The sequence below is a fragment of the Pseudoxanthomonas sp. LjRoot127 genome, from assembly GCF_964253495.1.
Classification (GTDB): domain Bacteria; phylum Pseudomonadota; class Gammaproteobacteria; order Xanthomonadales; family Xanthomonadaceae; genus Pseudoxanthomonas_A.
Genome location: NZ_CAXUQR020000001.1, coordinates 3,128,790 through 3,141,372, shown reverse-complemented (window position 1 = coordinate 3,141,372; position 12,583 = coordinate 3,128,790). Strand labels below are relative to the sequence as shown.

Below are 12,583 nucleotides of genomic sequence, written 5' to 3'. Positions count from 1 at the left end.
TGTTCTGTTCGGGAATCGGAGGGGTTACTGCTGCATCAGCGCGGCCATGATGGCCTTCTGCACGTGCAGGCGGTTCTCGGCTTCGTCGATGGCGATGCACTGCGGCGAATCCATCACGCCGTCCGTGGCCTTCACGTTGCGGCGCAGTGGCAGGCAGTGGCTGAAGACGCCGTTGTTGGTCAGCGCCATCTTCCGCTCGTCGACGATGAAGTGCTTGTACTGGTCGCGGATCGGCTTCTCGGGCTCCCAGTTGCCGAAGAACGGCAGCGCGCCCCAGCTCTTGGCGTACACCACGTCGGCGCCGGCATAGGCGCTCTCGATGTCATGGCTGACCTGCAGCGAACCGCCGCTTTCGGCCACGTTGTGCTCGGCCCAGCCCATGTAGCGCTCATCCAACACGTAGTCCGGCGTGGGACACAGCAGGGTCACGTCCATGCCCATGCGGGTGGCGATGGTCAGCGCCGAGTTGGCCACCGCGGTGTTGAGCGGCTTGGGGTGGTAGGTCCACGTGAGCACGTACTTCTTGCCGCGCAGGTCGGACGTGCCGAAGTGCTCCTGCAGCGCGAGCGCATGCGCGAGTTCCTGGCAGGGATGGGTGATCGTCTCCATGTTGATCACCGGCACCGGCGAATACTTCGCGAACGACTTCAGGACGATGTCCTCGCGGTCGTAGGCCCAGTCGACGAACTTCGGGAAGGCGCGCACGCCGATCAGGTCCACGTAACGCCCCAGTACCTTAGCCACCTCGGCAATGTGCTCCTCGGTGTCGCCATCCATCACCGTGCCCAGGTTGAACTCGATCGGCCACGCATCCTTGCCCGGCTGCAGCACCACGGCGTGGCCACCCAACTGGAAAGCACCCAGTTCGAAGCTGGTGCGGGTGCGCATGGACGGGTTGAAGAACACGAGCGCGATGGACTTTCCCTTCAGCGCGTCGCCCAGCTTGTTCTGCTTGTAGAGGGCGGCCTGCGTGAGCAACGCGTCGAGGTCGCTGCGGCTCCAGTCCTGCGTGTTCAAGAAGTGCTTCATTACGGCATCCTGGTGTCGGGAATGTGGCAAAACGGGCTTCAGAAACGAAAAAACCCAGCCTCTGGCTGGGTTCCGGTGAACAAGCGACGACGTCCGGGGTACCCAGCTAGATGCAGGATTCCGGTCGACGGGCACGCGACGTCATGCTCGAGGCCTGGGAGGCCGCGCTGGCTGCATGGGCGTGTGCGTTCATCTTCATGGGCGCGAATGCTCGCATGTGCTGCGGCGCAGCGCAAGGACGTATTCGGTTGCGCATGCAACCGTGCAGGAACTCAGGGACCGCTTGCCGTGGGCTGCGACGGCGCCAGGTAGGGGGCGACGGAAATGCGGATGCGCAGGCGGTTGCCGGGATCCTCAGCCAGCCGCGAGCGGTACTTCACGCCCTTGTAGATGTAGTCGACGTCGTACGCGATGGGGCGCTGGAACTCGCGCTCGATGGGCACGACGCGACAATTGACCTTCACGGTGGGCAGGGTGACCGGCGGTGCTTGCTCGGGCTCGTCGTCCCCGCCGAACCAGCCCCGCACCGAACTGACCATGCGGCTCCACCGGCTTTCATCTTTCTCGGGCGCGGCTGTCTCGGGCCTGGCAGCGGGGGCTTCGTCGCAACGCTGTTCCGTGCGGGTGGCCCGCAGCGTCTGATACACCGGTTCGACCCCCAGCACCTGCGCATAGTCGAGGCGGACGTTCTCCGCCGGGACCACCCGTTCCTGCGCCACGGCAGGCGCGGCAAGCAGGCAACAGGAGAAGAGTAGCGTGGCGCGGAGGCGGTGCATGGGACCTGCATGAAGATTCCAGGGGCCCCAGTGTAGGGATCGCGCCTTGAGTGGGGCTGAACATCGGCCGCAGGAAGCGCCACCAGACCCTCGCGCGCGGTGCAGGCGGTAGAATTCCACCGCTCTCCCCTGCCCTGTCGCCATGACCCTGCGCCTGCACAACAACCTCACCCGCCGGGTCGAGGACTTCCAACCGCTCGGCCCCGTTCCCACGATGTACGTCTGCGGGCCCACCGTCTACAACTACGTCCACATCGGCAACGCCCGCGGGCCGGTCGTCTTCGGCGTGCTGGCGGCACTCCTGCGGCGCCGTTTCGGCCAGTTGCGCTATGCACGCAACATCACCGACGTGGACGACAAGATCAACGCCGCCGCCAAGGCGCTGGGCGTGGCGATCTCCGCCATCACCGACCGTTACGCCGCCGCCTACCGGGAGGACATGGCCGGGCTGGGCGTGACCGGCGAATTCGCCCCGGACATCGAACCCGCGGCCACCGATCACATCGGCCACATCATCGCGATGATCGAGCAGTTGATCGCCGGTGGGCACGCCTATGCCGCCGAGGGCCACGTGCTGTTCGCGGTGGGCAGCTTCGCGGACTACGGCAAGCTCTCGCGCCGCGACCCGGAGGAAATGCTGGCCGGCGCACGCGTGGAAGTCGCGCCGTACAAGCGCGACCCGGGCGATTTCGTACTGTGGAAGCCCTCCACGCCGGACCTGCCGGGCTGGGATTCGCCCTGGGGTGTCGGCCGGCCGGGCTGGCATATCGAGTGCTCGGCGATGGCGGCCGCGCACCTGGGCGAGACCATCGACATCCATGCCGGCGGCGTGGACCTGCAGTTCCCGCACCACGAGAACGAAGTGGCGCAGAGCGAGTGCGCGCACAAGCACGCAGACGGGTCGCACAAGACGTTCGCGCGCTTCTGGCTGCACAACGGCATGCTCAACTTCGGCGGAGCCAAGATGAGCAAGTCGCTGGGCAACATCGAAAAGGTCCATGACCTGCTGCAGCAGCACCCGCCGGAAGCCCTGCGGTACGCATTGCTGTCGGCGCACTACCGGCAGCCGCTGGATTGGTCCGAGGCGCTGGTGGAGCAGTCGAAGAACACGCTGGACCGGCTGTACGGAACGCTGCGGGATCTGGTCCACGTCGATGCTGTTGCGGCCACGCCGCAGGTCATCGAGGACGCACTGGACGACGATCTCAATACGCCGCAGGCGCTGGCCGAGGTCGCGCGCATCGCCGCCGAGGCCCGCAAGGCCGGCAGCGACACGGAGAAGCGACGATTGAAGAGCGAACTGCTCGGCGCCGGCCGCGTACTCGGCCTGCTCCAGCAGGATCCTGCCGAGTGGTTTGCCCGTGGCACCTCGTCAGACGACGATGCCCGTATCCAGGCATTGATCGACGAGCGTACGGCAGCGAAGAAGTCCCGCGACTTCGCACGCTCTGACGCCATCCGCGACCAACTGGCAGCCGAAGGCATCCTGCTCGAAGACACGCCGCAGGGCGTGCGCTGGAAGCGCGCGTGAGCCGATCTTTCCTTCTCCCGTCGGGAGAAGGTGGCACGAAGCGCCGGATGAGGGTGCGGCAACATCAGGATGCCGGCACCACAAGGACTCCGCCGTACCCTCACCCCAACCTCTCTCCCGACGGTAGAGGGGCTTCTGAACCAGACTCGCTCACCTCATGACCGACACGATCTTCCCGCTCGAACCCACCGCCGCCGAGGCGCAGGCAGCCATCAAGGACGAATTCGCCTTCTTCAGCGACTGGTCCGAACGCTATCAGTACCTCATCGACCTGGGCCGCAAGCTGCCCGCCTTCCCCGAGGAGTGGAAGCGCGAGGAGCATCGCCTGCTCGGCTGCCAGTCGATGGTCTGGATCGTGCCCGAGGGCGATGCCGCGAAACTGGATTTCCATGCCATCAGCGACTCGGCGATCGTTTCGGGGCTGATCTTCCTCGCCCTGCGTGTCTATGCGGGACGGCCTGCGTCGGAGATCCTGGCCACCTCGCCCGACTACATCGCCGACATCGGCCTGGCCAAGCATCTCTCACCCACCCGCAGCAACGGCCTGGCGTCATTGCTGGCCTTCATCCGCGAGACGGCCGCGAACGCGAAGTGAGCGGAACCGGCAAGCCCTCTGCGTTCTCGCTGCTCCGCAATCGCGGGTACGCGGCGGTGCTGGCGTACCGCATCTGTGCGCTGCTGTCGTACCAGATCGTCGCGGTCACGGTAGGTTGGCATATCTACGAGCTGACCCGGGATCCGTTCTCACTCGGCCTCGTGGGGCTGGCGGAAGTGCTGCCGTTCTTCTGCGTGGCGCCGTTCGCCGGGTATCTGGTCGATCACCTGCCTCGACGGCCGGTGGGGATGATCGCGTGCGGTGCGCTGGCGACGACCGCGGTGATCCTGGTGGCGGTGTCCGCGGGCTGGCTGCCGTTCGAGGGCACGTGGCCGATCTATGCGGCCATCGCGCTGACCGGCATGGCGCGTTCCTTCCTGAGTCCGGTCTACAACGCGCTGTTCGCCAAGGTCCTGCCACGCGAAGACTTCGTGCGTGCCGCCGGCCTGGGCAGCGTGATCTTCCAGGCCGCGCTGGTGACGGGCCCTGCACTGGGTGGCCTGCTGGTGGGCTTCGGCGGGAAGACGCTGTCGTATGCGATGGCCGTCGTGTTCGCGCTGATGGCGGCGACGGTACTCGCACGGCTTCGCGTGGAGGAGCCCGGACCGCCGGCAGTCAGCCTGCCGGTGTTCGCCAGCATTGCGCAGGGCGCGCGCTTCGTCTGGAACAACCAGATCATGCTGGGCGCGATGGCGCTGGACATGTTCTCGGTGCTGCTGGGGGGCGTGGTGGCGATGCTGCCCGCCTTCATCCACGACATCCTCCATTACGGACCCGAGGGCCTCGGCATCCTGCGTGCGATGCCGGCGGCGGGTTCGGTCTGCGTGGGCCTGTGGCTTGCCCGCCATCCCCTTCAGAAGCACGCCGGGCGCGTACTGCTGTTCGCCGTGGCCGGCTTCGGCCTGGCGGTCATCGCATTCGGCCTGTCGCGCAGTTTCTGGCTGTCGGCGGCGATCCTGCTGTTCTACGGCATGTGCGACGGGGTGTCGGTGGTGGTGCGCTCGACCATCCTGCAGTTGTCGACACCGGACGATATGCGCGGGCGCGTCTCGTCGATCAATGGCATCTTCGTCAGTTCGTCGAACGAACTCGGCGCGTTCTATGCAGGCACGATGGCGAAACTGCTGGGGCTGGTGCCGGCGGTGATCCTGGGCGGGTTCGCGATCCTCTCGGTGGCCGGCGTCACCGCCTGGAAGGCGCCGCGGCTGCGCCGACTGGACCTGCGCGAACTGCAGTAGCCCGGCTCTTGGTCCGGAATCAAAAAGCCCCGCCGGAGCGGGGCTTTTTGATTTCGCGGATGCGGGGAACTCAGTCGCCCTGCTGCTTCTGCAGGTGTTCCCAGCGCTCCTGGGCATCGATGGTGCGCTCGGCGGTCAGGCGGGCTTCGAGGCGGTCGAGGCCGATCTCTTCGCCGGTATCGACGCAATAGCCGTAATCGCCGCCTTCCAGGCGCTTCAGCGTGCTGTCGATCTTGCCGATCAGCTTGCGGTAGCGGTCGCGGGTACGCAGTTCCAGCGAGTTCTCGGTCTCGCGGGTCGCACGCTCGGCTTCGTCGCCGATGTCGCGGACTTCGTCCTTGAGGTTCTCGATGGTCTGCTTGGATTCCTCGACCAGGTCGGCACGCCACTGCAGCAGCCGCTGGCGGAAATACTCCAGCTGCAGCGTGCTCATGTACTCCTCGTCGGGCGAGGGCTTGTAGCCGGCCGGCACGATCGGTCGACCGGTGGCTTCATCGGTCTTGTAGGGCACTTCTTTCACCTTGCCGCGCACGACCGGCGCCGCAGGCCGAGCAGCGACGGCCACCGCTACCTTGCCCACGGGGCGGGCAACGGGCGGACGAGGCGTCACGGGGGTTTCTGCGGGGGTAGAGGCTTTGGCGTTCTTGGTATTCGGTTTCGGGACTGGCACAGGCTTCGGGGGGGACGGAACCTTGGCGGCGGGCGCCGGGGCCGGGGCAGCCGCCTTGGGGGCGGATGCAGGCACGGGAGTCTTGGTCGCAGCCGCGGTGGGGGCGGACTTTGCCGGAGCCGGCGTTGCGGCGGGCTTCGGTGCGGATTTGGGAGCGGGCTTCGCGGCCTTCGCCGGAGTCTTTGCCGGTGCCGCCTTGGCGACGGGCGCCTTGGTGGCCGGCGCGGGCGCGGGCTTCTTGGCGACTGCGGGTTTGGTCGCCTTGGCCACCGCCTTCTTGACCGGCGCCGCCTGCTTGGCCACCGGCTTGGCGGCCGGCTTCTTCGCCGGTGCCGCCTTCTTGGCCGGCACGGCCTTCTTGGCAGCCGGCTTCTTGGCGACGGGCTTGGGGGCCGCTTTCTTCGCAACCGGCTTGGCGGCCGGTTTCTTGGCGACAGCCTTCTTCACGACAGGCTTCTTGGCGACGGTCTGAGCGGGTTTCTTGGCGGCCTTGGCGGCCTTCTTCGCAGGTTTCTTTGCAGCCACGAACAGCGCTTCCTTGTTCTTCCCGAGCATCGGGAAAGCGCGCTTTTATAGCCTACCCGGCGGGCAGCGGCAACCCGACGCGGTATCATCGGGCCATGCTCGCCCGCCTGCTCATCCTGCTGCTGAAGGGCTACAAGCGCTTCATCAGTCCTATGCTAGGACCGCGTTGCCGCTTCGTGCCGTCCTGCTCCGAGTACGCCATGGAGGCGATCGGCCGGTTCGGCCCACTGAAGGGCGGCTGGCTGGCGGTGCGGCGGATAGGCCGTTGCCATCCCCTGCATCCCGGCGGCCACGACCCGGTCCCCCCGCGCACCGGCGCCTCCCCTCCCCATTCCTGCACAGGACACCACTGATGCCCGCTACCGTCATCGTCAACGCCCGTCTGGTCAATGAAGGCCGCGTCACCGAGGGTGACCTGCGCATCGAGAACGGGCGCATCGCCCGCATCGCCGCCGAAATAAGGCCCCGGGGCGACGACACGGTGATCGACGCCGCCGGGCGCCTGCTGCTGCCGGGGATGATCGACGATCAGGTGCATTTCCGCGAGCCCGGCATGCCGCACAAGGGCGACATGGCGACCGAATCCGCGGCAGCCGTCGCCGGCGGCCTGACCACGTTCATGGACATGCCCAACACCAGCCCGCCGACGCTGGATGCGGCCGCGCTGGAGGACAAGTACCAGCGGGCCAAGGGCCGGGCCTGGGGCAATTACGGCTTCTACATGGGCGCCAGCAACGACAACCTGGAGGCGATCCGCACGCTGGACCCGAAGACCGCGCCGGGCATCAAGGTGTTCATGGGCGCCTCCACCGGCAACATGCTGGTCGACAATCCCGACACGCTGGACGCGATCTTCCGCGAAGCACCCACGCCGATCATCACGCACTGCGAAGACACGCCTATGATCGACGCCAACCTGGCGGCGTTCCAGGCCAGGTACGGCGATGCGCTCAGTGCCGAACACCACCCGGACATCCGCAGCCGCGAGGCGTGCATCAAATCCACGCGGCTGGCGATGTCGCTGGCGCGCAAGCACGGCACCCGCCTGCACGTGCTGCACATCTCCACCGCTGATGAGCTGGCGCTGTTCACGCCGGGACCGCTGGTGCATCCGGACGGTGCGCGCAAGCGCATCACCGCAGAAACCTGCATCCACTTCCTGCGCTTCGACCGCGCGGATTACGCGGCGCTGGGCAACCTGATCAAGTGCAATCCCGCCATCAAGGACGCCAGCGACCGCGAAGCGCTGATCAAGGCGCTGGTGGAGGACGTGATCGATGTGCTCGCCACCGACCACGCCCCGCATACGCTGGAAGAAAAGGAAAAGCCCTACGTGCAGGCGCCCTCCGGCCTGCCGCTGGTGCAGTACGCGCTGGTGGCCGCGCTGGAACTGGTGCATGAGAAGCGCATGGACGTCGCCCGCGTGGTACAGAAGTTCGCCCACGCCCCCGCGCAGCTGTTCGACGTGAAGGAGCGCGGCTATCTGCGCGAAGGCTACTTCGCCGACCTCGTGCTGATCGACGACGAACCTTTCACCGTGAAGCGCGAAGACGTGCTGTCCAAGGTCGGCTGGTCGCCGTTCGAAGGCCGCACGTTCCGCTCGCGCATCGGCGCTACCTGGGTCAATGGGCGCATGGTCTGGAATGGCGAACACCTGGTCGGCACGCCCAACGGCCAGCGGCTGGAGTTCGCGCGTTGAAGTTGGCGGTAGCGGCGCTTCTCGCCGCGGTCTGTGCAGGCTGGATTCCCCTCGTAGGCGCCCAGGAAAGCGCGTCCGTGGCGCCCGTCCCGCAGGAGGAGCGCGTCGTGTTCCCGGCGAGCGTGTCGCAGGGCGCGCTGGTGTTCGGCAAAGTGCCGCCGGGAAGCGAGGTGCGCTTTCGTGAACGCCTGTTGCGCACCACCGGCTACGGCACTGTCGTGTTCGGCGTGGGGCGCGACGAAGCGGGCCCACTGAGCGTCGCCGTCACGACACCCTCCGGCCGCACGCAAGCCGTCGAGATCGCGGTAACGCCACGCGACTGGCCGGTCGAGCGCGTCAACGGCGTGCCGCCGAAGACCGTCAATCCGCCCCCGGAGATCGCCGCGCGCATCCAGCGCGAGCAGGCCCTGGTAACCGCCGCGCGCGACCGCGACGACGCGCGTGCGGATTTCGCGCTGCCGTTCCAGTGGCCCGTGCAGGGTCGCATCAGCGGTCGCTTCGGCAACGCCCGCGTCTACAACGGCCAGCCCGGCGCCGGCCACTCCGGCATGGACATCGCAGCGCCGACCGGCACGCCGGTCAAGGCACCCGCCGCCGGCATCGTGACGTTCGCATCACCCGACCTCTATCTCACGGGCGGCACTGTGTTGCTCGACCATGGACACGGCGTAAGCTCGAACTTCCTCCACCTGTCGCGCATCGACGTGAACGCCGGCGACCGGATCGAAGCCGGACAGGTCATCGGAGCCGTCGGTGCGACCGGGCGCGCCACGGGGCCGCATCTGCACTGGGGGATGAGCTGGTTCGACGTGAGAATCGATCCACTGCTGGTGCTAGAACGCGGGAAGTAGACACCTGTTGTTCGCCCCATCGGCGCGCTGCGGCGCGTTGATGGTCCATGACGCTTCTGGTTCCGGTGGGCGCGGTTCGACGTGCGCATCGATCCACTACTGGTGCTCGAACGCGGGAAGTAGGCACCCGTTGTTCGCCCCATCGGCGCGCTGCGGCGCGTTGATGGTCCATGACGCTTCTGGTTCCGGTCGGCGCGGTTCGCCGTGCGCATCGACCCACTGCTGGTGCTCGAAGGCGGGAAGTGACCCAGCCTGCCGTTGTGGTTGCGACGTAAGTCGCGAAGCGTTGCTTTGAGAGCGATCGCGACTTACGTCGCTCCCACATCCGGCAACCGGGGCCTCAGTCGTTGCTGCCGCTGACCCGGGCGACCGCGTCGTGCGGGTGCAGGCTTTCGTAGTGCGCGACGGTGGCGTCGTAGCGGGCGATGCGCGCATCGCCGGCAAGCACCGACGCGACCCGACGGGCTGCGTCTTCGCAGAACATCAGATTCTCTGCGTTGAGGCGGGCGAACGCCTGTTCGTCCACGCGCTTGACGGCCGTCTGGACCGGCGTCGCCAGCGCGGCTTCGAGCGCATCGACCAGGGCCACCAACGGGAGTTCATCGAACTGCGGACGCAGCTCGACGCGCACGCTGGCGCGACTGCGCTGCGCATGCGGCGTGGCGGCCAGCCCTCGCTCGGAGGCCAGCCAGTCATGCACCACGTTGACCGACAGCGGATGCGCCGCGGCGAAGTCCTCGGTGAACCGCTCGGCGTTGGCCTGGCGGGACAGCGCGGCCGACGCCGGGCAGGTGCTCGAATACTCCACGGAGAACGCCAGTGCCAGGATCAGGTGGCCGTCGGCTAGCGTGGCCTCGATCTCGACCGGATAACGCTTCCAGCCGGCGTAGTCGCTTTCCAGCGCCTTCCGCTGCAGCAATGCTTCGTAGCGGATGCGCAGGCGCGCCTGGGTGGCCAGGCCGGCCTGGGAGTCGACACTGGTCTGCAGCAGATGGCGCAGACCGGCCGGGGTGATGGCTTCACGCGCCAGGCCATCCTGGAGTTCCAGGTACAGCCGGGACATGTGGATGCCCCGAGCATCAGCGTTGGCCAGGTTCACCGACAGGTCGATGCTCGCCGCCACCTGCAGCTGGCCGCCCTGCCCGTCCGGAATGCGGACCGGCAGCGCGATGTTCTCCATGCCCACCCAGTCCAGCGGACGCGCCAGCGGCACGCGCTGGTGGGCGACGTCGGGAAGATCGGCGCGGGGCGCCAGAGGGAGCGAGGAAGTCATCATTGTGCACGGGGGAGTGATGGCGCGCATTGTACCCCCTGCCCCGAATCACCAGATGAAACAGTCCGTTACCACGCCTTTCGCAAGCTATCGCGACGATAGGCAGCGTGTTCAGCCGCCACGCGCGGCGCGCCAGCCGGTGAACAACAGCGCGGCCTGCGATGGCAGCGGAGCAGGTTCGCCCCGGCGCGCGAAACGGAGAAGGCGGCCCTGCACGTAGGCGGACAGCAGGCGACGCTCGCGTGCGCCCTCGCGCAGGGGCCAGGCTTCGAGCAACGCGGTGGCCCAGGCCCGGAGCTGGCCCGCTTCATCCGCGCCTTGCCGCAGGCTCACCGGCACGGCTGCGCCGCCGACCTCCATCAAGCGGGCAGCCAGCATCTCGGCAACGATGGCCTGCGAGGCGGGCATGCGCCCCAGCACTCCGTTCTCCACGGCAGCAACCGCTTCGCCGTAACGCGACAACGCGGCGAAGCCCGCCTCGTGATCCCGCGCTACCGCGCGCGCTTCTGCAAGCGTGGGCAACGCATCGGCAAGCCGCGCCCAGTCGGCGCGCACCGGTTCGAGACGACGGCCGAGCGGATGTCGCGAACGTTGCGAGGCCCAGCCACGCAGTTCCTCGCCCCACCAGGCCAGCTTGGCGTCCGCCGGCAGGGGGTCGCCAGCGATGTTCAGGATGTCCTCGAACTCCTGCAGCAGCGCGAACCAGGCCACCACGATGTCGCGTCGCGCGGGCGCAACGAATACTTCGGCAACCGACCATTCCGGCCATCGGGCGCGCCATTTGTCCAGGAAGCTGTCGAGGGCGGCGGAATCGGACATGCAGTGGAACTCTGTAGGAGCGACGTCAGTCGCGACCGTGAGGCTGGCGCGCATAGGCGTCTGGACGCAATACGTTCTCTATTCGCGACTGAAACAATCGAGGACTGCAACCGTGCGGTCGCGACTTACGTCGCTCCTACAACGGCCGGATCGAGGGCCAGGCCGACGGTGCGATGAGGGCCTCGGGCGACTCGACCATGACATCCGCTTGCCACTGCGCAGGCTCCTCATGCGCCTGCCGGTATCCCCACAATGCCGCGATGGACGGCATGCCGGCGGCACGCGCCGACTGGATGTCGCGCTCGTCGTCGCCCACGTACACGCAGTCGGCGATGGCGGTGCCGATGCGCTCGGCGGCGACCTGCAACGGCAGTGGATGCGGCTTCTTTTCGGCCAGCGTGTCGCCGCCGATCAGCACGGCGCATCGCGTTTCCCAGCCCAACTGCGGCAGGATGTCGCGCGCAAGATACTCCGGCTTGTTGGTCACGACGCCCCACGTGCTGCCCGCCGCTTCCAGCGCATCGAGCATCTCGGCGACACCGTCGAAGAGCACGCTGTGACGGCCGAGTTCTTCCTGGTAGATCGCCAGGAATTCCGGCACCAGCGCTTCGCGGGGCGCCTTCTCCATGTCCGGGAACGCCGCGGCCAGCATCGCGCGTGCACCCTTCGATACGTGCGGACGCAGGGCCGACAGGGCCATCGCGCCGATGCCGCGCGATGCACGCATGCGGTTGGCGGTGGCCAGCATGTCCGGTGCGCTGTCGAGCAACGTGCCGTCCAGGTCGAACAGCGCCGCGCGCGGGAAACCGGTCATCGTCACGGCTTCACCGCGCTGGCGAGATAGTTGACGTCGGTGCGCGAGGCCAGCCGCGCCCGCTGGCGCCAGGGCTCGTAGGCCAACCCGGTGACGTCCTGCAACTGGAAGCCCGCCTCGCGCAGCCAGGCGGCCAGCTCCGATGGCCTGATGAATTCCTTGTAATGGTGCGTACCCTTCGGCAGCAGGCGCGCGACGTACTCTGCGCCAACGATCGCCAGGGCGAATGCGGCCGGCGTGCGGTTCAGCGTGGACAGGAAGAGGTGGCCGCCCGGCTTCAGCAGTGCATGGCACGCGCGGATGATCGCCGCAGGATCCGGCACGTGTTCCAGCATCTCCATGCAGGTGACCACGTCGAACGTCCCGGGCCGTTCCTCGGCCAGCGACTCGACCGAACGCAACTGATAGTCGACCTGCAGGCCGGACTCGAGCTTGTGCAGCCGCCCTACCTTCACCAGTTCAGGGGCGAGGTCGATCGCGGTGACGTGCGCACCCTCGCGGGCGAGCGCCTCGCTGAGAAGACCGCCGCCGCAGCCGACGTCCAGCGCGGTGGCACCCGGCAGGCGGGCGCGTTCGCGGACATACTGCAGGCGGACGGGATTGAGTGCGTGCAGCGCCTTCTGGGGACCATCCGGATCCCACCAGCGATTGGCGAGAGCGCCGAACTTGTCGAGTTCGGCCTGGCTGAAATTGTCGTCGCGGGGCGCTGTCGAGGTCGTCATGCCGCCATTGTAAGACGACGCCGGCCATGGCGCCGTCACGC

13 protein-coding genes are annotated in these 12,583 nt (G+C 67.5%); 6 read left to right on the top strand and 7 right to left on the bottom strand.

The features are described from left to right. Window positions 1–24 precede the first annotated feature (24 nt). On the bottom strand, window positions 25–1,029 hold the full coding sequence (locus ACSQ19_RS14785) for an N-acetylornithine carbamoyltransferase (protein ID WP_435997990.1): 1,005 nt from the start codon (window positions 1,027–1,029) through the stop codon (window positions 25–27). Between the two features lie 272 nt (window positions 1,030–1,301). After that, a complete protein-coding gene (locus tag ACSQ19_RS14780; RefSeq protein WP_296280230.1) occupies window positions 1,302–1,805 on the bottom strand; it encodes a hypothetical protein in 504 nt (167 codons plus the stop codon). A 142-nt stretch (window positions 1,806–1,947) separates the two neighbouring features. Here ACSQ19_RS14780 and cysS point away from each other — a divergent pair, with 142 nt between their 5' ends. The 3 genes from cysS to ACSQ19_RS14765 all read left to right on the top strand — a co-directional run bounded on the left by cysS (window position 1,948) and on the right by ACSQ19_RS14765 (window position 5,169). Next, a complete protein-coding gene (gene cysS, locus ACSQ19_RS14775; protein WP_435997988.1) occupies window positions 1,948–3,336 on the top strand; it encodes a cysteine--tRNA ligase in 1,389 nt (462 codons plus the stop codon). A 157-nt stretch (window positions 3,337–3,493) separates the two neighbouring features. Next, entirely contained in the window at window positions 3,494–3,931 is a 438-nt protein-coding gene (locus ACSQ19_RS14770; protein WP_296280228.1) for a SufE family protein, read from the top strand. Next, window positions 3,928–5,169, top strand: coding sequence for an MFS transporter (locus ACSQ19_RS14765; RefSeq protein WP_435997985.1), 1,242 nt, complete (start codon window positions 3,928–3,930; stop codon window positions 5,167–5,169). The genes ACSQ19_RS14770 and ACSQ19_RS14765 overlap by 4 nt, the downstream gene beginning before the upstream one ends. Before the next feature lie 70 nt (window positions 5,170–5,239). Here the strand turns inward: ACSQ19_RS14765 and dksA are convergent, their stop codons facing one another. Beyond that, a complete protein-coding gene (dksA, locus tag ACSQ19_RS14760) occupies window positions 5,240–6,364 on the bottom strand; it encodes an RNA polymerase-binding protein DksA (protein ID WP_296280262.1) in 1,125 nt (374 codons plus the stop codon). A gap of 95 nt (window positions 6,365–6,459) precedes the next feature. On the opposite strand from dksA, the gene yidD reads away from it, so the two are divergent. The 3 genes from yidD to ACSQ19_RS14745 are packed head-to-tail and all read left to right on the top strand — an operon-like array spanning window position 6,460 to window position 8,914. Further along, complete coding sequence (gene yidD / locus ACSQ19_RS14755) at window positions 6,460–6,717, top strand: membrane protein insertion efficiency factor YidD (RefSeq protein WP_299342050.1); 258 nt, start codon at window positions 6,460–6,462, stop codon at window positions 6,715–6,717. After that, window positions 6,717–8,063, top strand: a complete 1,347-nt coding sequence (locus ACSQ19_RS14750; protein ID WP_299342047.1) for a dihydroorotase — start codon at window positions 6,717–6,719, stop codon at window positions 8,061–8,063. Before yidD ends, ACSQ19_RS14750 begins: the two co-directional genes overlap by 1 nt. Before the next feature lie 44 nt (window positions 8,064–8,107). Beyond that, the gene (locus ACSQ19_RS14745) at window positions 8,108–8,914 is read left to right on the top strand and encodes a M23 family metallopeptidase (protein WP_436000996.1); all 807 of its coding nucleotides are present in this window, start codon (window positions 8,108–8,110) and stop codon (window positions 8,912–8,914) included. Window positions 8,915–9,254: 340 nt separating this feature from the next. Here the strand turns inward: ACSQ19_RS14745 and folE2 are convergent, their stop codons facing one another. The 4 genes from folE2 to ubiG all read right to left on the bottom strand — a co-directional run bounded on the left by folE2 (window position 9,255) and on the right by ubiG (window position 12,542). Next, window positions 9,255–10,187 carry a GTP cyclohydrolase FolE2 gene (gene folE2 / locus ACSQ19_RS14740; RefSeq protein ID WP_435997983.1) on the bottom strand — a complete coding sequence of 311 codons (933 nt, stop codon included), beginning with the start codon at window positions 10,185–10,187 and terminating at the stop codon, window positions 9,255–9,257. 111 nt (window positions 10,188–10,298) lie between these two features. Further along, entirely contained in the window at window positions 10,299–11,006 is a 708-nt protein-coding gene (locus ACSQ19_RS14735; RefSeq protein WP_435997981.1) for a phytoene/squalene synthase family protein, read from the bottom strand. A gap of 136 nt (window positions 11,007–11,142) precedes the next feature. Then, window positions 11,143–11,820, bottom strand: coding sequence for a phosphoglycolate phosphatase (locus tag ACSQ19_RS14730; RefSeq protein ID WP_435997979.1), 678 nt, complete (start codon window positions 11,818–11,820; stop codon window positions 11,143–11,145). A 2-nt stretch (window positions 11,821–11,822) separates the two neighbouring features. Beyond that, a complete protein-coding gene (gene ubiG, locus ACSQ19_RS14725; protein ID WP_435997977.1) occupies window positions 11,823–12,542 on the bottom strand; it encodes a bifunctional 2-polyprenyl-6-hydroxyphenol methylase/3-demethylubiquinol 3-O-methyltransferase UbiG in 720 nt (239 codons plus the stop codon). Window positions 12,543–12,583 lie beyond the last annotated feature (41 nt).